The 20302-nt window shown below is 47.0% G+C and carries 21 protein-coding genes, 1 tRNA gene and 2 riboswitches; of the genes, 4 read left to right on the forward strand and 18 right to left on the reverse strand.

Annotated features, from left to right (window positions below; translation table 11 throughout):
- The first annotated feature begins 20 nt into the window (after positions 1–20).
- Entirely contained in the window at positions 21–893 is an 873-nt protein-coding gene (locus BFC18_RS18035; RefSeq protein WP_211481049.1) for a LysR family transcriptional regulator, read from the forward strand.
- On the opposite strand, the gene BFC18_RS18040 is transcribed toward BFC18_RS18035, so the two are convergent.
- The 7 genes from BFC18_RS18040 to BFC18_RS21530 form a co-directional block, all read right to left on the reverse strand.
- Entirely contained in the window at positions 859–1809 is a 951-nt protein-coding gene (locus BFC18_RS18040; RefSeq protein ID WP_070126948.1) for a rhomboid family intramembrane serine protease, read from the reverse strand. The two genes, BFC18_RS18035 and BFC18_RS18040, sit on opposite strands and share 35 nt — an antisense overlap.
- A 63-nt stretch (positions 1810–1872) precedes the next feature.
- Positions 1873–2046, reverse strand: coding sequence for a hypothetical protein (locus tag BFC18_RS21765; protein ID WP_170826625.1), 174 nt, complete (start codon positions 2044–2046; stop codon positions 1873–1875).
- 540 nt (positions 2047–2586) lie between these two features.
- A complete protein-coding gene (gene argS, locus BFC18_RS18045) occupies positions 2587–4317 on the reverse strand; it encodes an arginine--tRNA ligase (protein WP_070126949.1) in 1731 nt (576 codons plus the stop codon).
- A gap of 23 nt (positions 4318–4340) precedes the next feature.
- A complete protein-coding gene (prfC, locus tag BFC18_RS18050) occupies positions 4341–5930 on the reverse strand; it encodes a peptide chain release factor 3 (RefSeq protein ID WP_070126950.1) in 1590 nt (529 codons plus the stop codon).
- Between the two features lie 162 nt (positions 5931–6092).
- Positions 6093–7007, reverse strand: coding sequence for a nucleotidyl transferase AbiEii/AbiGii toxin family protein (locus BFC18_RS18055; RefSeq protein WP_070126951.1), 915 nt, complete (start codon positions 7005–7007; stop codon positions 6093–6095).
- Between the two features lie 2 nt (positions 7008–7009).
- On the reverse strand, positions 7010–7849 hold the full coding sequence (locus BFC18_RS18060) for a type IV toxin-antitoxin system AbiEi family antitoxin (RefSeq protein WP_070126952.1): 840 nt from the start codon (positions 7847–7849) through the stop codon (positions 7010–7012).
- Positions 7850–8196: 347 nt separating this feature from the next.
- Entirely contained in the window at positions 8197–8508 is a 312-nt protein-coding gene (locus BFC18_RS21530; protein WP_211481050.1) for an antirestriction protein ArdA, read from the reverse strand.
- Positions 8509–8775: 267 nt separating this feature from the next.
- On the opposite strand from BFC18_RS21530, the gene BFC18_RS22190 reads away from it, so the two are divergent.
- Complete coding sequence (locus BFC18_RS22190; RefSeq protein WP_211481055.1) at positions 8776–9108, forward strand: transposase; 333 nt, start codon at positions 8776–8778, stop codon at positions 9106–9108.
- 302 nt (positions 9109–9410) lie between these two features.
- Here BFC18_RS22190 and BFC18_RS18075 read toward each other — a convergent pair whose 3' ends face one another.
- Positions 9411–10472 carry an SDR family oxidoreductase gene (locus tag BFC18_RS18075; protein WP_070126955.1) on the reverse strand — a complete coding sequence of 354 codons (1062 nt, stop codon included), beginning with the start codon at positions 10470–10472 and terminating at the stop codon, positions 9411–9413.
- Positions 10473–10594: 122 nt separating this feature from the next.
- Here BFC18_RS18075 and BFC18_RS18080 point away from each other — a divergent pair, with 122 nt between their 5' ends.
- A complete protein-coding gene (locus BFC18_RS18080; RefSeq protein ID WP_070126956.1) occupies positions 10595–11542 on the forward strand; it encodes a LysR family transcriptional regulator in 948 nt (315 codons plus the stop codon).
- Here BFC18_RS18080 and BFC18_RS18085 read toward each other — a convergent pair.
- From BFC18_RS18085 to BFC18_RS18125, 9 genes are all read right to left on the reverse strand, one after another.
- The gene (locus BFC18_RS18085) at positions 11511–11690 is read right to left on the reverse strand and encodes a hypothetical protein (RefSeq protein ID WP_139139048.1); all 180 of its coding nucleotides are present in this window, start codon (positions 11688–11690) and stop codon (positions 11511–11513) included. The genes BFC18_RS18080 and BFC18_RS18085 overlap by 32 nt on opposite strands.
- 137 nt (positions 11691–11827) lie before the next feature.
- The gene (gene rimI / locus BFC18_RS18090) at positions 11828–12277 is read right to left on the reverse strand and encodes a ribosomal protein S18-alanine N-acetyltransferase (RefSeq protein ID WP_070126958.1); all 450 of its coding nucleotides are present in this window, start codon (positions 12275–12277) and stop codon (positions 11828–11830) included.
- Positions 12278–12283: 6 nt separating this feature from the next.
- The gene (locus BFC18_RS18095) at positions 12284–12796 is read right to left on the reverse strand and encodes a hypothetical protein (protein WP_170826626.1); all 513 of its coding nucleotides are present in this window, start codon (positions 12794–12796) and stop codon (positions 12284–12286) included.
- 22 nt (positions 12797–12818) lie between these two features.
- Positions 12819–12895, reverse strand: a tRNA-Trp gene (locus BFC18_RS18100).
- Positions 12896–13020: 125 nt separating this feature from the next.
- Entirely contained in the window at positions 13021–13836 is an 816-nt protein-coding gene (locus tag BFC18_RS18105) for a phosphotransferase (RefSeq protein ID WP_070126960.1), read from the reverse strand.
- The gene (pnuC, locus tag BFC18_RS18110; RefSeq protein WP_070126961.1) at positions 13814–14434 is read right to left on the reverse strand and encodes a nicotinamide riboside transporter PnuC; all 621 of its coding nucleotides are present in this window, start codon (positions 14432–14434) and stop codon (positions 13814–13816) included. Before pnuC ends, BFC18_RS18105 begins: the two co-directional genes overlap by 23 nt.
- Complete coding sequence (locus tag BFC18_RS18115; RefSeq protein WP_070126962.1) at positions 14427–14696, reverse strand: hypothetical protein; 270 nt, start codon at positions 14694–14696, stop codon at positions 14427–14429. The genes pnuC and BFC18_RS18115 overlap by 8 nt, the downstream gene beginning before the upstream one ends.
- Before the next feature lie 9 nt (positions 14697–14705).
- Positions 14706–16757 (reverse strand): TonB-dependent receptor, encoded by a 2052-nt coding sequence (locus BFC18_RS18120; RefSeq protein ID WP_070126963.1) that lies wholly within the window; start codon positions 16755–16757, stop codon positions 14706–14708.
- A gap of 59 nt (positions 16758–16816) precedes the next feature.
- Positions 16817–16918, reverse strand: a riboswitch (TPP riboswitch).
- 136 nt (positions 16919–17054) lie between these two features.
- Positions 17055–17717 (reverse strand): PEP-CTERM sorting domain-containing protein, encoded by a 663-nt coding sequence (locus BFC18_RS18125; protein ID WP_070126964.1) that lies wholly within the window; start codon positions 17715–17717, stop codon positions 17055–17057.
- Between the two features lie 46 nt (positions 17718–17763).
- Positions 17764–17852, reverse strand: a riboswitch (cyclic di-GMP riboswitch).
- Positions 17853–18036: 184 nt separating this feature from the next.
- Between BFC18_RS18125 and BFC18_RS18130 the strand changes: the two genes are divergently transcribed.
- Positions 18037–19827, forward strand: a complete 1791-nt coding sequence (locus BFC18_RS18130; protein WP_170826627.1) for a helix-turn-helix domain-containing protein — start codon at positions 18037–18039, stop codon at positions 19825–19827.
- 25 nt (positions 19828–19852) lie between these two features.
- Here the strand turns inward: BFC18_RS18130 and BFC18_RS18135 are convergent, their stop codons facing one another.
- Positions 19853–20272: an acyl-CoA thioesterase gene (locus BFC18_RS18135; RefSeq protein ID WP_070126966.1), complete on the reverse strand. Its 420-nt coding sequence runs from the start codon at positions 20270–20272 to the stop codon at positions 19853–19855.
- Positions 20273–20302 lie beyond the last annotated feature (30 nt).

Below are 20302 nucleotides of genomic sequence, written 5' to 3' on the forward strand. Positions count from 1 at the left end.
ATATGGATAAAATTGAGTGCATGCGACGGTTCATCAAAGTTGCAGAAAGCGGGAATTTTTCTACCGCTGCTGACCAACTTGGGGTACCGAAATCGGCGGTTTCCATGTCGGTGAGTAAGTTAGAAACCCACTTGCGCACCCGACTTTTTCATCGCAGTACCCGACGCGTGACTCTCACTGAATCAGGTAGTCGATACTTGCCTGAATGTCAGCGAATTCTCGCTGAGCTCGATGTACTGGAAAGCCAGTTTCAAGATGACAGCGGCCAGCTCAGTGGTGACATCATTGTTGATATGCCGGGAAGGTTATATGCGTCTATGGTAGCCCCACGTCTACACGAATGGTTCGACACTCATCCCAAAACCCGTATTCGTCTGAAAGGCGCAGATTATCGTATCGACCCTATTTCGGAGCGCGTAGACTGCGTGATCCGCGCCGGTACATTGGAAGACAGCGAACTTATTGCAAAGCCCCTCGGTGATTTTACGGTGGTAAATTGCGTTAGTCCGTCTTATATAGAACGCTTCGGTAAACCCGAGACCCTTGCCGACTTACAAGATCATTTTCTGGTAGATTACGGGTTTTCTCTGCAATCCACATCGGCGACATTTGAGTACTTGAAAGACGGCCGCAATATTGAAATTGCGATGAAAAGCCTGGTATCGGTAGCAACCACCGACGCCTACCTCACTACTTGCCTCAACGGCCTCGGCATTATCCAGGTACCTCTGCATGGCGTGAAAGCACACCTAGCCGATGGCTCACTGGTAAGCATTCTGGAAGATTTCACCAGCGCCCCGCTCCCCCTGTCGATTGTGTATCCTTCCAAGCAGCATATGCCAAAGCGGGTAAGGGAATTTATTGATTGGATCGGTGGGGTTTTGAATAATTGAGAAGAGCAATGGTAATGCCAAAGAGAAAGCCGCTGATGTGCGCAGTGTGGCTCGAATTATCAGTAAGCAAAGCAAGCGAAAGCTCGCTCAATACCATGATAGCAAAAAGTGTTAATGCCGTACTTTTCGCGTTCTGCCGTAGGTGAGCAATGACAGAATATGCAAGTAACGCGAAGACTCCTCCAGAGATACCTAATAAACAATCAAACGATGAATCCGAAGCTAGATGATAAAAATACGTTATGCAATGTGAAGTGGCGGCGCCAAGAATCAGTATCAATCCGGTTTTAAAAAGCTTTGTTTTAGGAATCGTGGATGCAAACAATATTGCCAATAGCGTGTTCAAAATCCAGTGTTGCAAGTCACCATGGAGAAAGGCACCAGTGATAAAACGCCATGAAGAGAAGATGTCTATTTCTGGATAATAATTCCCAACAGAGATTATTAAAGATTCTAGGCTTCCATAATACACCTCGAGCAACCATTGAATCGAATACATAACACACATAAGTAGGGCTAGTGGCGGGCCATGCAACTCAGAAGTACTTTTGAAGTTAAATAAAAATTCGATTTTCTGTCGGCAACTATTAATACTCCATACTGATAAAATTCCATCACATATCGAAAACAATAGAAGTAAGGAAAATACGACTATGAGCGCCTGATTGTTTTCGACAGGCTTGAAAACCAGCAATAAAATAACGGACAACAAGCAAGAGACTATTGCCATCAAATTTGTTTTTACTTTCTTACAATAGGAAGAATAAAAAATACGACCGAGTGCACTATGATGTGTAGGTAGCACATATTGGTTTTTGTCGCTTATAAGCCACCCATCTATAGGACGCCAATTTTTTATAAATGTATCCAAATCATGAATTTTTACTGGTATCCCTCCATTTTTTTTGATTTCCATTCCAATCAATATCCCTGTTCTAGTAAATACTACGGAGAAAATCCGTAGTATTTACCGTTTTTATTAATCATCCATTAAATAAACGCATGCGAGGACAGCACCAGTAGCAATTAGTCCTACTCCGGTCATACCCACAGCAAAAGCTGCACCTGCTATTGCAGCTTCGGCAATTGCACCGCGCTCTGCACTTAACCCACCGCTTACTTGCTCAACTTCGTTGATATTTAACTCTTGCATAACTAGTTCCTTTAGTTGATTAAAAAATAGATAGCTCCGAAAGCTAAACTTCTTTAACAATAAAAGAAGTCACATTTAATAATAGAGATTTTAAAGACGGTGAAAACTGTCCGCAAAGTCTGTTTTTAGATAAAAATTGAAGTGAAACACAAAAAAGGGGCAAGCAATAATTACGCGAAGGGATTTCAATCTGAAACCGTCTGCCGCAGGGATGCTAATGCGAATAGAGCACAGTCGCTATTGCTGAGCCCGCAGGTGGTAAGGTGTTGGGGAGCGAGGACCGTCAGCCGCAAGGATGCGGCTGACGAGCCCTCAGGGATGAGTTCACGGCGTGTCATCGCTCATCAACACCATCCCTCCGATAGGGCGAAGCTGTATGCTAGGCGTGAGCGATAAGCGTGCGAAGTGATTTCAATCTGAAACCGTCTGCCGCAGGGAAGCGGCAGCCGAGGCCCCATGGATGGGTTTACGCCGTGTTTCAGATTGAAATCGCGTAGTGCGCTTCAAGCGCTCACGCCTCTCTGAAACATCGGCTAGAAATTACATTTTTTCGAGAGTTTCAATACCCAGCAGGCTCAGGCCCTGCTCCAGGGTTTTCGCAACCAATGCAGCTAACTCAAGTCTGCTATCACGTACGTCTTCTTCGATGCCGTCTTTGAGGATTGGACAAGCTTCGTAGAAGCTCATAAACGCACTTGCTACGTCGTACAGGTAAGTACACAGCACGTGCGGTGTAGCTTCACGAGAAACTACGCCAACCACTTCTTCAAATTGCAGCAGCAAGACCGCCAGGGCGTGCTCCTGTTTCTCGGTGAAGCGCATTGCACCGGTTAAGTCCTTTGGAGAAATACCTGACTTACGGAAGATACTCTGCACACGAGTGTAAGCGTATTGCAGATAAGGCGCCGTGTTACCTTCAAAGCTCAGCATGGTGTCCCAGTTGAACACGTAGTCGGTCGTCCGGTTTTTGCTCAGATCAGCGTATTTAACAGCACCAATACCGACTTTGTCAGCCACTTCTTTCAGTTCCGCTTCAGACAAATCAGTATCGCGCTCAGAAATTAACTTACCGGCACGCTCAACCGCTTCATCCAACAGTTCCACCAGCTTAACAGTACCGCCAGTACGGGTCTTGAACGGCTTACCGTCGCTGCCCAGCATCATACCGAATGGGCAATGCTCGTAGGTTTGCTCGTCGCTGATAAAACCTGCTCTACGGGCCACAATTTCAGTCTGCTTGAAGTGCAGCGCCTGACGGGCGTCAGTCAGAATGAGTGTACGGTCTGCATGCAGTTTGCCGCAACGGTAGCGGATAGCCGCCAGATCGGTAGTGGAATACAGATAACCGCCACCGGATTTCTGCACGATGTACACCGCTGGCTTGCCTTCTTTGTCAGCAAGCTCAGACAGAAACGCAACCTGTGCGCCCTGATCTTCTACTACGATGCCTTTTTCTTTCAGGTCAGCAACCACGTTTGCCAGATCGTCGTTGTAAGCCGACTCACCCATGATGTCTTCGCGGGTCAGGCTCACATTCAACTTATCGTAAACTTCTTCACTGTGCTTAATCGAAATATCGATAAACTGATCCCACAGCTTGAGGCATTGCTCATCACCGCTCTGCAAGCGCACCACGTATTCACGGGCACGGTCGGCAAAACCTTCTTCTTCGTCAAAGCGCACTTTTGCTTCACGGTAAAAGTCTTCCAAATCAGACAGCGCGGTTTCCGCCATCTGGTTTTCCAGTTTGTCAGACAGGTGCGCCAGCAACATACCGAACTGTGTTCCCCAGTCGCCCATGTGGTTCTGACGAATCACTTTGTGGCCCAGGAATTCCAGTACTTTCACTACGGCATCGCCGATAATGGTGGTGCGCAGGTGACCCACGTGCATTTCTTTGGCGAGGTTTGGCGAAGAGTAATCCACTACGATGGTCTGTTCTGCGTCTTTCGCAACACCCATACGCGGGTCGTTCAATGCCTGTTCGCACTGGTTTGCCAGCCAGGCATCGCTCAGGTGAACGTTAATAAAACCCGGCCCCGCCACTTCCAGCTTGCTGGCAACAGCATCCAGATTCACCAGCTCAACGATTTTCTCTGCGATATCGCGGGGCTTCTGACGTAACTGTTTAGCCAGCGCCATGGCACCGTTGAACTGATACTCACCGAACTCAGGACGTGAACTGCGTGCCACTGGCACGGGTGCGTTTTCAGCACCTAATTTATCTAACGCTTCGGAGAAACGGCTGACAAGTAAAGCATGTATATTCATAGTTCTCGATCTTTTGTCCGGTCTTAGTGTTCGCGGGTTTCTTTAAATTCAATATCAGGGTAACGCTCTTTCGCCAGCTGCAAGTTAACCATGGTTGGCGCAATGTACGCCAGGTTATCGCCGCCATCCAGCGCCAGGTTCACATCCGCTTTACGTCGGAATTCATCCAGCTTCTTCGCGTCATTGCTGTAAACCCAACGTGCGGTGCTTACATTAACGTGCTCGTATATCGCATCCACGTTGTATTCCGCCTTCAAACGAGCCACAACAACGTCAAACTGTAGCACACCCACCGCACCTACAATCAGGTCGTTGTTGATGAGCGGACGGAATACCTGCACAGCCCCTTCTTCAGAAAGCTGAATAAGGCCTTTCAGCAGTTGCTTTTGCTTCAACGGATCTTTCAGGCGAATACGCTTAAACAGTTCAGGCGCAAAGTTAGGAATACCGGTAAATCGGAAGTTCTCGCCCGAAGTGAAGGTGTCACCAATGCGAATAGTACCGTGGTTATGCAAACCAATAATGTCACCGGCGTAAGCTTCTTCCAGCAATTCACGGTCACCGGCAAGGAACGTCAGCGCGTCAGAAATGCGCACGTCTTTATTAATACGGGAATGGCGCATCTTCATGCCCTTCTCGTATTTACCCGACACGATACGGCAGAATGCGATACGGTCTCGGTGTTTTGGGTCCATGTTGGCCTGAATTTTAAATACAAAGCCACTGAACTGTTCAGCATCGGATTCAATTTTGCCGTCTTCGGTCTGACGACCCTGAGGCGCTGGCGCCCACTCCACCAAACCATCCAGCATGTGATCAACACCGAAGTTACCCAGTGCGGTACCGAAAAAGACCGGCGTGAGCTCACCTTCCAGAAACAGCTCCTGATCGAACTCGTTTGACGCGCCCTGCACCAGCTCTAGTTCGTCTCTTAACGTTTCAAGCAAGCCGCTACCGATTGCCGCTTCCAGTTCAGGGTTGTCCAGCCCCTTAACAATGCGGACATCCTGAATCATGTGGCCAAGACCGGATTTATACAAAATGACTTCATCACGGTGCAGGTGATAAACACCTTTGAATTCTTTACCACAGCCAATAGGCCAGGTTACCGGCGCGCACAGGATTTTAAGCTCAGTTTCGACTTCATCCAGCAATTCGAGCGGATCGCGAATATCACGGTCGAGCTTGTTCATGAAGGTGATAATGGGCGTGTCACGCAGACGCGTAACTTCCATCAGCTTACGAGTGCGATCCTCAACACCTTTCGCCGCATCGATTACCATCAAGCAGGAATCCACTGCGGTGAGCGTTCGATAAGTGTCTTCAGAAAAATCTTCGTGTCCCGGTGTATCCAGCAGGTTTACCAGGTTTTCGCGATACGGAAACTGCATTACCGAGGTGGTAACCGAGATCCCCCGCTCCTTCTCCATTTCCATCCAGTCTGACTTGGCGTGCTGACCAGATTTTTTACCTTTTACGGTACCGGCTTTTTGCAACGCTTGTCCGAACAAAAGGACCTTTTCGGTAATGGTGGTTTTACCCGCATCCGGGTGAGATATGATTGCGAACGTACGTCGCTTATTGATTTCATTAAGAAAATTGGCTTCAGCCATGTATCTAAATTCCCATTTTGTACAACTATTTGTACAAATAAATAAAGTTAACTCTAAGCCCTGATCTTCAAGCAGATTGCCACGGCCTATAGCCAGCAAAACCTCCCATCAAAGCATTAAAAATTTGAGCGCTATTCTAGCAAAATCACCAAGTACTATAAATCAAACTCGCAGTACTTCTTTTAGCTTGTCTAACGCCAGCTTATGTTTGTCATCTGGCATTTTGGCCAGATTAATCTGTTTCCACTTAATGGCCGGAAGTTCACTTACAGCATCAAGCTCGAGTAACGTCCAATCCGGCTCACGGTTTTTAAATGATAGTAAAAAGCCTTTCTCACTATCGGTTAGCCCTTGGTGAATAAGCTCTACCAAACGCTTTCTCATGGCCACCAGCTCTTCAAGCGGTACCTCCGTCTCGGCCATATTTGCAAATTCACCTGCATAAACGGCTGATATATCTTTAAATTGCGGCCTTAACAATTCGGCCATTGGCCGATTGTGACTTGAGAGATAGATAATTAATGCTTTTCGTATTTCGTCATTTAGGCCTTCATTTTCTAAGAGCCACTTCACATCAAATAAGTCTCTTGGGTGCTGCCTGTCTAATGCCGCGCATATTTTGCCAGCATATAAATCCGCCAAAGCGACGACAGGTACTTCTGCATAACCAAATTCATCTTCTACGGCGGCACATACTTCCATCATATGTGGCTCATAAACCGTGCCACGTAGCACGGGTGAGAGTTCTACCTTAATCTGCACTCCATTACGACCAACAACTAGTCTCAGCGCATCATGCTTTGACTTATAAGCTTCTGTCAGCTCGACATCTTTAAACGCAGCCTTTAGGTCTGCGCTAATGGCATCGAGTGCACCGCAGATTTCCTTTAATGCCTCATCACGGCCTTTCATCGGTAGATAAACCAAATCAATATCAACCGACAAGCGCGGAAACTCTCTAACAAAGAGATTAATCGCCGTACCACCTTTAAGCGCAAAGCATTCTTGCTTGGCAACAAAGGGCAAAACCTGCATCAGTAACTGCACTTGCCTGTAATAAATATTGTTTCTATCCATTACTAACTTGCGCTTTCCCTCGCCATATGTGACGGCACAGTGATTAAATAATCTGTATCCAGCTTTCCGTTTTTGGCTACAACACGCTTACCTGAGCCTAGGTCATAGTCCTTGACGTTTAGCTTGCTAAACCAAGGATAGGATTGGCGTTTAGCCAACCAAAAAAACAAGCGTTTAGCCTTTACGCTTTTGCATGCGATTAAAAGCGTATCAAGCTTTCTGGGTGACAAATTCACTAGACCTTGCATAAGTTCATCTGCGTGCTCAAATGACACGTTATCCGGTAAGTCCGTCAATACTTCCATTATGGCTTTCTCTGGGCATGAAAAATACACAGATGGCAATTTCGCTTCCCACTCATACTCTTTAATAAAAGCTTTATCCTTAGACAAGCTTTCAGGCCATAGTTTACTTGTACCATGCCCTTTAAACTCAACGGGCAACGATAGTCGCGCCATCCATGTCGGCAACTTTCCCGCCGCATATAAGTGGATGTGTGGCGTATTCCCCAATGATAAATACTGTGACAAACCCGATAAGGAGAGAGCAGACAAACCACCGACCACCACAGGCGGTAGTTGTTCGCCCTCTCGTCTTTCCATACGCTGCATAGAAGCTACTGCGCCCTCCCAACTCACAGAGCGTGAATACTGGCTATAAACACCTGTAGCTAATAGCAATAACGTGTCAGTTTTGACCGCATTATCCAGTGAATGAGCACTCAAGCCCTGCTCCGCCAACCACTTTTTGGTAGCCAGCATGCCATAGGGCAAAAGCGTCTTAAGTGACTGTTTATAAGCACCTTTCGCTAAGTTTTCCTGTAAAGTAGTGCCCTTATCCAAGCGCAAAAACCTTTCTATAGTTTATCATTTGCCAATTTTGCGGCGAATAGCGCCGTGAAATCTAATTTATATAAACTAACATATTAAGAACCAGTTTACCACCTCTAAGTTTTACGGCGCTTAGCGCCGCAAATAACAGAATTTTTAAACCGATATGGTTTAAAAGAAAGGCGCTATCGGTATTAACAATACCAATAGCCAACATTATATAAACTTTTGGGGCTCAGCTTGACGACAGCGGAGGCAAGACAAGCGAAGCATAAACGATTTAGGCCGCAAGGCCACTGAGCCCCAAAAGCGCGCCGGAATTTGAGCCCTCACCTTTTGGCAAGGGTTCAAGCTGTAGCTTAATGATTCCAGAAAATATACACTTCCTGATAGCCTGTTTCGATGGTGGATACATCACCGCCAAGCTCCATATCGCGCCCCATTTTTTCATAGTCGATATAAAAGGCTAAATGCTCAGGGATCTGTGTGGTTTCCTCAGTTAGCTCTTCGGCATAATCCGCTAGCGAGGCATAACAACCACAATAATTTTCTTCGATGGCTTTTTTTTGCATTTTCGATGCTACCGCCAAAGTGTGATAGTAAATCGCCTGCAATCTCCCCGTGCTCCTCAATAAAACATGCGACTTCATGCGCACGTTGAATGCCTTCATACTCAGACGCTGAATACGTAATCGTGAATAGCATATTCTTCTGCATCCTGTTCGGGGCTATTGGCTAGAGCGTGTTGATATTTGCGGTATAAAAAGCAAACAGCCATTGGGTCGGTTATAATGATTTCGCCAAAAAACAACATAACTTCCCCAAATGCCGAGACTCATGCTAACAGATGATAGCTGAAAGCTGCTATCAAGAATCATGTATTTAACAGGTCTAATTTACAATAAGCCTGAACATCGAATGACCCACAATAGTTATTCATTGATGGCAGTATCGTTAAAGCTCATCAGGACGGCACTAACATCAAGGCTCAGGCACAACAAGCCATTGGAAAAAGTCGCGGTGGAAAATCAACGAAAATACACTTGGCTGTTGACAGCGGTGGGTTACCTGTCTATTTCGAATTGCCGGGAGGTCAAGCTCATGATGTCAGTCATGGTCAATCTTTGGTTGAGTCGTCACCTTATTCTGAAGTTGTCGTTGCCGACAAAGGCTACGGCAGTCAAGCTCTACGGGAGCTATTGAGCAGCCGTAATGCTAAACATGTCATCCCCAGAAAAGGGAATAGTAAAACAGGAAATAGACCGACTTGAGATGATGATAGGACAACTGAAGACGAATTATAACATTTTGTTTTTTATGTAAAAGATGTCTTTTCTTGTCTTAATTTGACTTAGGTAACTTTATTCGGGTGCGTGATAATCGCAAACGTACGGCGTTTGCTGATTTCACTGGTTAGATTACTCATGAATATTCTGATCTGTCACTGTGTGAGGGTGGACGCGGGCTCAGAACTTAGAAAGGGCGCCACCTGTAATTTCAAAAAATCGGCTCGCATGAAACCAGAAATCACAGAAATTGCCGCCCTTTTTCCCTTCCCTGCGAACAATTCAGTTTATTCTGGAATCACCTTTTCTGCCCGCAGTCGTGCAAATAAGTCAAAGAAGGCGGCACGGGTTTCTTTATAATCGGTGAAACCGAAATCTCGTGATTTTGTCATATCATTCACGCATTCCTGCTCACGCCCCAAATCGGCATCGCTGTGCCACCAGGAAACCAGCTTAGTCACATCATCTTCAACCAAATCGTGTTTAGCCGCGATATCCTGCCACACCGATTCGCAACCTTTCATCTGTTGCTCCAGCGACTGTGGAGTTTCAGGGCAATCAGCCACATCCACATCAAAGAACGCCCCGATTTCCCGCCACATACGGCGCCAGCGAAAAGTGTCGCCATTTACTGTATTAAACGCCTGGTTTGCGGCACCCGGCATGGTCGCTGCCCATTCAATCTGGCGAGCAAGCAAATTAGCATCGGTCATGTCTGTCAGAGCATTCCACTGCGTTTTAGATCCTGGAAATACCATCGGCTTACCGGTTGCTTTACAAATAGAAGCGTAAACCGCCAGGGTCACGCCCATGTTCATAGCATTACCACGGGCATAACCAATCACTGTGTGCGGTCTGTGTACATTCCAACTAAAATTGCCCCGCTCTGCTGCTTCGAACAACACATCTTCCAAAGCATAATAAAAATTGTCACCCGGTACCCGAGGTTCACTTTCCCGGAACGGCGTTTCAATACGTCCACTTCCATAAGCATGAAAGGACCCAAGATACTGCTTCGTTCCGGTTACCAGTGATGCATGTTTAAGTCTGTCGGTATTTAACGCGGCAAACAAATTACGCATCATGGTGGTATTCGCCTCGATGTTTTCTTTTTCAGACTCTCTTTTTACCCACGTGCAGTAGAAAACGTGGGTAATGGGCAAACCAGACAGTGCTTCAGCCGTGGCTTTCGAATCCAACAAATCAGCGGCTACTGGAATAACACCGCTTTGTTCAGCCCCTTTTCGTGATAAGCCATAAACACTCCAACCATTTGCTGTTAACCAGGCTGCAAGGTTACCGCCCGTCAGGCCGGTTGCTCCCACCACTAATGCTGTACCTTTTTGCATATTGTTCTCCTGTCCAGTGAAACAAAGCCGTTATAATCGGCGTAGGATTCAAAGGGTAAAAGCAGTTTAATGTTGCTACAATCGCATTATCTGCAAATCTTTATTGCGCAAAAAGCAACTTCATGAATATCAACAATATAGATTTAAATGCTCTACGTGTTTTTGATCGCGTGGCTGCCACTGGCAGTTTTACAGCTGCCGCACGGCATTTTCGCTGTGCGGTTTCGTCTATTTCACGTCAAATCAGTGCTCTTGAAAGTTCCCTCGGTCAACCTTTGCTTTATCGTCACACACGAGCAGTGGCGTTAACGGAGGCAGGATGGCGTTACTATGAGGAGATACGCGGCATTCTGGAGCAGCTGGAACTTGCAACGGAAGCACTGGCAAATCCGGCTCCAGAACCTGCTGGGGTGTTGCGAATTAATGCTCCGGTAGCATTTGGCCAACGGCAGATAGTCCCTTTACTGAATCAGTTTCAGCGACAATACCCGGGAATTACAGCAGAACTGCTATTAAGCGATCAGGTGGTCGACCCAATACGGGGCGGTCACGATATCACTTTTCGTGTTGGCGATTTGGCTGACTCTTCACTCATTAGCCGCCGATTGGCTAATATGAATTACGTAGTGGCAGCCTCCCCGGATTATGTCTCGCAGTGCGGAGAGCCTCTGTCACCAGAACAACTTGACCAACATAACTGTCTTATCTATCAGGGGGAACTCGGTCGTCAGCGCTGGTTTTTTCAGGCAAAAGCTGCAAATACATCAACGCCCATAGACGTAAAAGGCAACTTCTACAGTAATGATCCGGAAAGTTTGGTGAAAGCCGCGCTTTTGGGACAAGGGCTCGTGCTTTTCCCAACCTGGCTAATTTCTGAGGAACTGTGTGAAGGGTCTCTAATCCCATTGTTGCAGGACTGGCGCTCAGAGGTATCCGACGGCCAGAGAGCGCTTTATGTACTTACTCCCCAACGACGGCTTGGCGTACCTAAAGTGAGCGCCTTTATAGATTTTATTTTTGAACAGGTAACACCGTTACCTAACTGGGATTGTTGGAAGAATCACGCTTAGACTTGTCATACTCCACTAAGGTTTCCAACGCTGCACCAGGGTCCTCTTCACCGGCGACAGGATCAAACTCGTCCTCGTCGTGCTGAAAATCATCGTCTTCCAGTGTAATTTCCCGTTCATGACTATTATCTTGCTTCGATTTTACCATCACGTTCACCATCAAAAGTATCTGACGCTTGTATTAACCTATACGCAACAAGAGAATTTTGGATGAGTTTACACGGAAGAATGCGTGTGCAATTAACGTAAGCGTTTACGCTGAATGCAGACCATGGAGCTCGGCAATTAAACCGGCATCTTGCGCATGATGCGCGCATCTTCCTTGCCGCTATCACTGGGGTAGTAATGCTTACGGATCTCAATATCTTCAAATCCAGCTTTCTGATAAAGCGAAATGGCGGTGGTGTTTCCGGCTCTTACTTCCAGCCACAGGGATTCAGCCTGCTGTTGCTGGCACCATTCAATAACACCATTAAGCAACTGCTTTCCCAGGCCTCGCTCGCGGACAGATTGCGCCACGGCGATATCCATGAGAGTTGCTTCACCGGCGACAAGCAAGATAACCGCATAGCCGCAGACCTGATTTTCGGCATTAATCGCAACAAGCCCGGCATAAGGAGGGGTTAGGCAATCAGCAAAGGTGGCTAATGACCAGGGATTGTAGGTAGCCTGCTGATGGATTTGATGAGCATCTGCGACATCCTCTTCTATCAGCGGTTTTAATTCAAAAGACATATTTCATCAATTTGCAGAAATTACCTGCCACAAACGACGCTTGTCGACGGCATGGGTAGGTGCAGTTTTATAGGGCAAGGTAAGCACATTGTCTTTCAATGACAGTTCATCACCGTGTTGCCAGCGAATGGCTTTCACATCATGAAATAATGACAGCGCCAGCAAAATATCTCGTCCCATCTGACCAAAACTTCGCGGGTCAATGGGTTCGGCAGCGGGAGTTGGCACTTTGACACCTTTTTTCTCATCCTTATTGCCCAGCATAGAACGCAGTTGCGCAATTCTGGCCTGACCGTTTGCGGCTGTCGGCGCCACGCCGGTAGACGTATTGACTGCTTCACGGGACTGATTAGCGGGTGAGACAGCTGCGACTTCAGGCTTGGCATTGTTAGTGACTGCAACATCGTTTAACGCTGACTGAGATTGCCAGACACAAATGCCCATTTCCTGGAGGATTGCAGTTTGATAAGGATTTAAATAAGAAGACATAATATTGTGAGTGGAAGAAAGTGAAGACACTATAACTTACTCAGAGGAAAAGTGGCAGGGGTGGAGGGACTCGAACCCCCAACCATCGGTTTTGGAGACCGCTGTTCTACCAATTCGAACTACACCCCTAGCGCGCTGTGCATTATACGTATGCAACTTCAAAGGTAAAGCCTTTTTATCAGCAAAATCGTGCGTTTGCCTACCATTCAACCAATGCGCACAAAATCCATGCATTTATACAGGCAAATGACTTTTTATTCTGGTAACGCCGCGTACCACAGCGACGCGGTTAGTGCGACTACGGCCTCTTGTTGTAGGCAATGTTCAATGACGGCTTGCTGCTCCAGGCCACTATAAAGTGCATAAGCCTGATACAGTGCCAGTTTTTGTGCTTGCCCCAACTGGTTAATTTGCCCGCATGAAGCAACGTCGAAATAGCGGTTGCCCATTGCTGCATATTCCCAGTCAACGATAACCGGTGTCGTGGTCTCAACAATATGTGGTAACGATAAGTCGTTGTGACAGAGCACAGGTTTGTCATCGGCACCAACACGGGCAAGGCCATTTTCAGTAAATTCGGTGACCCGCTTTACCCATTCATGATCGTCCGGCAAAGCGGCAAGTTTGATGTAATGCTGCCAGCGCGCGGGTAAGTCTAGCTCAGGTGCAATGACATTTTGCTGATGAATGGAAGCAAGAGCGGATGCCAGTAACAAAATTTGTTTCGTGGAGATACTGTGATCGTCTGCCCCTGACGCCACAGCAAGAGGCTCAAAGCTGGCATGCTGATTTTGCTGCCAGGCTTCAACCCAAAGGCTTTGGTCGTTACTCAGCCAAACGGGCTCGGGTGCCAGGTCCGTCTGCGCCACCTGTTTTTGCAGGGCAAACACAGCCGTTTTATCAATGCCGCTAAAATGGTCGTTGCCCGTCCATTTCACGGCAAACTCACGTTCACCATCAGTAACACGGAAAACCTGGTTCACATCTCCCCCACCCCACGCTTCACAAGTTACGTGGCTTGAAAGGCCGAGAGGTGCAGACACCAACTCAACGATACGCGTGGGCGTCATGCTGTTGCAGCTTCCATTGTTGCGACCATTGTAAATAGCCAAAAATAGAGAAACCTACATAGCCGAAAAACAGACAGGCAGATAAAGCCAGGCCGCTTTGTGCGTACAAATAGGCAGATGCCAGATTAATCACGAACCAGTATAACCAGTTCTGCAATACCTTATGCGCAACCATCACGGTGGTCACCACACTCACCACCTGAATGCTGGCATCGAGCAGCAAATGGTCGCTATTGAACTGGCCTTGTGCCCATAACGACAATCCCCAGGCAATAAACAGTAACCCCGGAATCATCATGGCATGCCAGTACCAGGGCCATGAACGCACGATATCTTCTCCGCCAGATTGGCGGTTCCACTGATAATAACCGTAGCCCGCCATTATCATGTAATACAAATTCAGTACTGCCTGAAACGGCAACGTTACCTGCCAAAACAACCAGGTATAAATAGCGGTGCTAATGAACGCACATAACCAACACCAACGGTTCTGATTCGCTGCTAACCAGACATACGCAAGTGCCAGCACAACAGCCACCCACTCCGCTGGAGAGGTGGCTGTGAGCTGACCGATAAATGCCGAAAAAAACTCAGTCATTATTTTTCTTGCGTGCTTGCATGGCATCAAAGTTAAGGAACTTGGCTACAAAAATAGCCTGTCCGACTTCTTCGTGAGTACGCTGCATTTCCTTACCCAGAATATCCATTACCAGGCCGTACTCCCCGCTCACCTGGGTACTGGTGGAACAGGTAGTAACCAACAACCCCTGATGGCTATTGAGACGATCGATAAAATTCTGAATCGGCGGAATGTACTCGTTGACTAACGGATACAGAGATAACTCAACCATTACTTGCATAACTATTCCTTAAAACTGAACGCGTAGGGTAACACCGAATTGTCTGCCATCACCCAACTGATAATACGGTTCGGCAAAGGCATACTCGTCTCGCGGATCGTTACTGAAACCACCAAACCCACGAGTGTAGTAGGTTTTATCGGTTAGATTTCTTACCCACAGGGTAGTGCGCCAATCGCCACGAACCCAGGTGATATCGGTATTAAACAGTGTGGCAGCGGGAGCGGTTTCGTCATGACTGTCAGAGAAACGGTATTCGTCTTTAAAGTCCATGTCTGCCCGCCATACCCACTCATCGGTTAGCCAGAACTCACTGAACAGGTTAGCAGTAAATTTAGGCGACTGCGCCTGACGCTGTTCGTCAACATAAGCACCGTCAGCCGTTTCATAACCCTCAAAGGTTGCACTCAGATAGCCCACCGAACTCTGCAGAGTCCACGCGTCAGATACCTGCCAGCTCAGTTCAGCCTCAGCACCTTTATTCGTGCCTACATCGGCATTGGCGGTCAGGTCGATAAAGGCTGCCGAGCCATCTTCTCGGGTTTGAACGTCGTAATCATTCACCTGAGTGTCTTGTCTGTCCATATAGAACACAGCGAAACGTGCGGTGATCGCGGGGTCAAACAGTTGCCCTTTATAACCCACTTCGTAATTCCAGTTATATTCAGTATCGTAGAATCGACGTGCTTCACTCACCTGCTCGTCAAAGTTGACACCTGCTGCTTTGTAACCACGAGATACACTGGCATACACAAAATCACCGTCCCAGTCATAGGTCAGTGCCACTTTTCCACCCACCATGCTGGAGTCGTCTTCTGAGTCCAAACCGGCATTATCATTATACTTTTGAGAATACTCTTCAACACGCAGCGCCGTGGTTAACAACCACGAATCATTCAACTGTGTATCAAGCTGACCATAAACTGCCGTGGTGGTTGGTTCAAATTGGCTAATGAAGTCACCGTCGGCGTAGGTGTATTCACGTAACAAGTTTTGTTCGCTGCGATTAATGCGCGCACCAACAACCCAAGTCGTGGTATCACCGAACAGTTTCTTGTCATCTGCCGAGGTAAAACGCACCTCTGCAGAGCGTTGTTGAATGTCGCGGAAGTAGGCGTCGAACGACGTGTATCCCCATGGATGGAAACCATCGTAAGTCCAGTCTTCGTCGTAGCCATAGGCGATATCATGGTTCGCCGCGGTGGCAATGACTTCCAGTAAACCGGCATCCAGCTGATGATTCAAATGCAGGCTGATCCCCTTAGTGAGTTGATCATCAAATCCAGGTTCATCAGAAAGTGTGTGGCGGTTATTGTCCAGCGAAAAGGCATCATAACCATTGTTGACGTCGTACCAACGCAGGTCGGCATTCAGACTAGTCTTACTGCTAATATTCCATTGTGCAGCGATTCTTACCGCACTTTCGTCAATATTATTGGTATCGTCACGCTCAAGAAAGTCGTTCTCAACAAAGCCGTCACTGCTGTTATGCACCCCGGCCAGACGAATAGCGAAGTCTTCTGACACTTGTACACTGTGTGCACCTTCAATACGCATTAACGACGTGTTGCCCAATTCGAATTCAAAGTGACTGTCGTCTGCGTCTGCGGCATGACTGACAATTTTCACTGCACCAGCAAGAGAACCGGCACCGAATACGGTAGCCTGCGGGCCACGATAAACTTCCAACTGACGGGTATCGAATAATACGCCAGCGGCAGCAAGACCTGAAAAATCAAAGTCATCAACCATAAAGCTGACAGAAGGATTAATGGGCTCAGCAAACTGGCTTCGCTCGCCAATACCACGAATTTGAATAAAACGGCCACGGGAAGCACCACTGGCAAAATTCACATTGGGCGCCACATTCAGCATATTTTCAACGTGAGAGGCCTGACGGCTATCTAAGCGATCTTCGCCGAAAACCGATGCGCTGGCGCTGAGCTGTTCAAGGCTAGTTGCTCTGAAATCGCCGGTAACCGTGATTTTTTCTATGTCGGTGTCGTTATCAGCAAATGCCGGTGTTGCCAGAATAGCGAGGAGTAATGTGCTTTTTTTCATTAAGGATCTCTTCAGTCATCAAAAAGATCCGGTTTTACAGGCAGGTATTGAGGTAGCTAAATCAAATTTTTCACCATCCCTACGCCGGTATTATCCGGATCAGGTTTAAGGGTTCCCATGAAATGGATCTCAGCCGTTAACCGGCACCCCTTGGCCTAATGCATTTTTACTGTTGTAGTAAAAATGCGCCTGCAGTCTAACAACTTCATAACCTGAGTCAAGCTGCAGTACACTGATCCGCAAACACAAAAGAGCCCGCCATGTGACGTTGGCGGGCTGAGGAAGTCTGACGACTTGTTATTTCTGGCGTCTTGCGCGCCATCCCATCAATCCCATACCTAAAAGGATGAGTGACATGGCGCCAGGTTCACTGACTTCAGTGATAGAGGCGTTACGGAAACGGGTTTTCATGTCGCCACAGCCAGCATTCAAATCACAGTCATTAATAAATACGATATCCGTGATAACACCCGAGAAGTAATCGTCTAGATTAATGCTAAACGTTTCCCAGCGAGGCGCATTGGTGTACACCAAGTCCTGAATACCGAAGTTCTGTGTACCTGCTAGATTGAACGTGCGACTTGCATCGTGGCTCTGCTCACCGCTAGTAAAATCGGCAAACCACACCCCAGCGATTTCAGTGAAAGGGTTTGGATTCGGATTTCTCACACCAGGCAGCACTCTTATGTCAAAAGTGAAATTATATGATGTCGCACCATTATCGAGATCCAGTTCTGAAATACCAAAGGTATCGAACAAGTTCAGCGTTACCCAAGCATTTTCTCGTAAATTGAGTACGCCATTCGTGTAAACATCGTAAGTACTACTACTATTCTGCTGATGCGCTTCTAAATCAGCGGTGGCGAAATCAATATCGTAAGTTGAGATTACGTCAGCGTTTGAAGAAAAGGCTGCCAAGAACGTGGTTACCAGTGCTGCAGCTTTGATGCTAAATTTCATTTTTTAATCCTTGAGCAGTGTGTGCCTGAAAGTAAGTAAACAACTTCACTGCAGCCCGGCTGTCTTACTGGCGGTTGATCAGTAAGACCCGTGGCTTTCCGTCCCTGCCTCACGGCAGGTTTGGCATGTTGTTGGGGGAAGTGACGTTTCCCTTATTCAATCAACGGTTGTAATAATACGAGGGCGGAGTAAAGCAAAACAGGACAAATCCGTTCGATCTTTGGGACACATTTGTACCAGGGAATAAATAGTGCCCTGATCTGTCATGCAACCTGCATTTGCTATATTCTTACAAGCAGCTTAAAACATGGGAGCGCACGTGCATTACCAAGGACTTTTCTGGTCAGCAATTATTCGGGCTTTACTCAGTTTCAGACGGGATTCTGGTCTTAGCAATGAGCGAGATAATCTTGCACTGGAATGTATTGCCAGCGTTGAAAGCGGCAAACTTGATGATGAGACCTTAGCAAACCTCTTCCACGATCTTTGTCCTACGAGTCAGTTTCAACAAACTGGCCGATCACTTATTGGTTATCTCGATTTCAATAAAATGAGTAACTTGGTGGTGTACTTAACTGCCAGCAAGCATATCGACGATGCCATGCATGTATTGGGTAAGCATTACCGACATTTAATGGGTGAGCAAGCCAATCTCACGGTGACATCAGACGGTACCATTACAACGGTAGAATTTGCTTCATCGCCACACATGATACTAACGGAACTTCGGTGCTATTTCCTGCTGGCGCTTTTTCGCCATCTTGCCGGGCGCAAGTTTGACTTTTCCCGGGTCACCATGCCGCCTATGAACGCTCAGCCTGAAGCACTTTTGGCGCCACTGAGCCGCAGTGATATCAATTATGAGTCTGGCAAAGTACGCCTTTGTTTTGCCAACGCCTGGTGTGAAGTCGCGTCTTTTTACTATTCGCAATCGATTAAAAAGATGCTTTCTGCCGGACTTGAAGAAACCCATGACATTCCACTTAAGCAACAGGTGCGTGACGTTTTTCAAAAAGCAGCGAGTCCTGCACGTATCCGCTCAGAGTGGGTAGCGACTCAGTTAGGGCAAACTGAATCCGCTTTTCGTCGACAGCTTAGACAAGACTCCATTTCATTCAGTGCTTTGCTGAAAGAGTTCATCCATGATCAATCCTGTCATCGATTATTAAGTGGTCAGAAAACAGAAGATGCAGCTGAAGCCTTAGGGTTTTCCGACAGACGTTCATTCGAGCGAAGCTTTAAAGAGCATAGCGGTATAAGTGCTGGTCAGCTTCGTCAGTTAGGCAACCGACTACGATTTCAAACGGGTAACAGTAATTTGTTGGAAGTGGTGGAAAATCTGCCACCACTGCCCCACTCAATTCGTTCTTTGCTAAAAATGGATGCAGAAGCCATGACATTGCCTGGCGTTGTGTCTCTCATTGAAAAAGATCCGATATTTCAAGCTCACGTGATGAGCAAAGCAAGCCGCGCCGTTTACGGAACAACGCCCAAAAGCCTGGAGCAAGCCATTGGCCGCAATCTCGGATTGGGCAATATCCGAGACCTCGCAGTCATTTTTGCAGCGCAACAATTACTGACCGCACAGTGTCGATTTTCCAATATTGAAATTCTCACCGATGCGATGCTGCTTAGTTATACCGTGTTCCAACGGCTTTTTGGTTTTTCGCAATACGATGATGCTCAAACAGAAAAAATTAAACAGTTGTTGCTGTTCGGTACGCTGTCGGTATTTTTAATTTTCCACGATGAATGTTTGTTTGCGGACGGTGCGTTATCCGGGTGGGAGGAAAGTGACAGCTTTCGCGATTTTGTCGATAAAGTGAATCAGGATTATGGCATTTGTCTGTATGGCGCAACGTCGTTGATGTTACTCCGCTGGGGTTTTGCCAGCGACCTGAATCAGCAACTCTGGAAACTTTGTAATATAGACGAACGTGGAAGTGCCAGTTCAGTAGCAGGACAAATTTTGCTGTGTCATGACATTGCTTTCACCTCGCTGGCAAAATTAGGTGAACCGCAAGGCTATACGGCGGGAGACGGTCTAACGGAGGCACAAATTAACACCCTCACTGACGTACTCGCAAAATGGAAATCTTCGGCAGCCTGAAACAGGCTGCCTCAAATGCGCGGGACTAATCAACCTGCAAATTAAGGTTTCTGATCTCCTGCTCCGTTTGCGCTTCCAACGCGGCCATGGTTTTTCCATGGGGTGTTGGCATTCGGGTTTCTGGATCGAGTGTTACAAACACAATATCGTCTGCCAGACAAATGGTTTTCTTAGTAGCTTTATTTCGTACCAAACAACTGACGGTAATAGATGTTCTACCCACCTTTTTCGTTTCCAAACCAAACTCAACAATATCACCCTGAAGCGCTGGCGACTCAAAAGTAATTTCGCCAATATGTTTGGTCACCAAACAATTGGTTTCTAACTGACAAGTTGCAAAGATGGCTGCTTCCTCGTCAATCCACTCCATCGCTCTGCCTCCGAATAATGCATTGGCATAATTTAAATCATTCGGCATTACCAGTCGGCGGGACAAAAAGCGCATTCGAATTCCTCTTAAACAATCGATAAACTA

The organism is Alteromonas confluentis (assembly GCF_001757105.1).
Lineage (GTDB): Bacteria > Pseudomonadota > Gammaproteobacteria > Enterobacterales > Alteromonadaceae > Alteromonas > Alteromonas confluentis.

Bases quoted from the DNA above. Each gene is read 5' to 3' on its own strand.
- BFC18_RS18135 (WP_070126966.1), bottom strand. From the start codon at position 20,272: ATGCGCTTTTTGTCCCGCCGACTGGTAATGCCGAATGATTTAAATTAT.
- argS (WP_070126949.1), bottom strand. From the start codon at position 4,317: ATGAATATACATGCTTTACTTGTCAGCCGTTTCTCCGAAGCGTTAGAT.
- BFC18_RS21765 (WP_170826625.1), bottom strand. From the start codon at position 2,046: ATGCAAGAGTTAAATATCAACGAAGTTGAGCAAGTAAGCGGTGGGTTA.
- pnuC (WP_070126961.1), bottom strand. From the start codon at position 14,434: ATGACTGAGTTTTTTTCGGCATTTATCGGTCAGCTCACAGCCACCTCT.
- BFC18_RS18105 (WP_070126960.1), bottom strand. From the start codon at position 13,836: ATGACGCCCACGCGTATCGTTGAGTTGGTGTCTGCACCTCTCGGCCTT.
- BFC18_RS18035 (WP_211481049.1), top strand. From the start codon at position 21: ATGCGACGGTTCATCAAAGTTGCAGAAAGCGGGAATTTTTCTACCGCT.
- BFC18_RS18115 (WP_070126962.1), bottom strand. From the start codon at position 14,696: ATGCAAGTAATGGTTGAGTTATCTCTGTATCCGTTAGTCAACGAGTAC.
- BFC18_RS18120 (WP_070126963.1), bottom strand. From the start codon at position 16,757: ATGAAAAAAAGCACATTACTCCTCGCTATTCTGGCAACACCGGCATTT.
- BFC18_RS18085 (WP_139139048.1), bottom strand. From the start codon at position 11,690: ATGGTAAAATCGAAGCAAGATAATAGTCATGAACGGGAAATTACACTG.
- BFC18_RS18075 (WP_070126955.1), bottom strand. From the start codon at position 10,472: ATGCAAAAAGGTACAGCATTAGTGGTGGGAGCAACCGGCCTGACGGGC.
- BFC18_RS21530 (WP_211481050.1), bottom strand. From the start codon at position 8,508: ATGAAGGCATTCAACGTGCGCATGAAGTCGCATGTTTTATTGAGGAGC.
- BFC18_RS18125 (WP_070126964.1), bottom strand. From the start codon at position 17,717: ATGAAATTTAGCATCAAAGCTGCAGCACTGGTAACCACGTTCTTGGCA.
- BFC18_RS18040 (WP_070126948.1), bottom strand. From the start codon at position 1,809: ATGGAAATCAAAAAAAATGGAGGGATACCAGTAAAAATTCATGATTTG.
- BFC18_RS18055 (WP_070126951.1), bottom strand. From the start codon at position 7,007: ATGGATAGAAACAATATTTATTACAGGCAAGTGCAGTTACTGATGCAG.
- BFC18_RS18080 (WP_070126956.1), top strand. From the start codon at position 10,595: ATGAATATCAACAATATAGATTTAAATGCTCTACGTGTTTTTGATCGC.
- rimI (WP_070126958.1), bottom strand. From the start codon at position 12,277: ATGTCTTTTGAATTAAAACCGCTGATAGAAGAGGATGTCGCAGATGCT.
- prfC (WP_070126950.1), bottom strand. From the start codon at position 5,930: ATGGCTGAAGCCAATTTTCTTAATGAAATCAATAAGCGACGTACGTTC.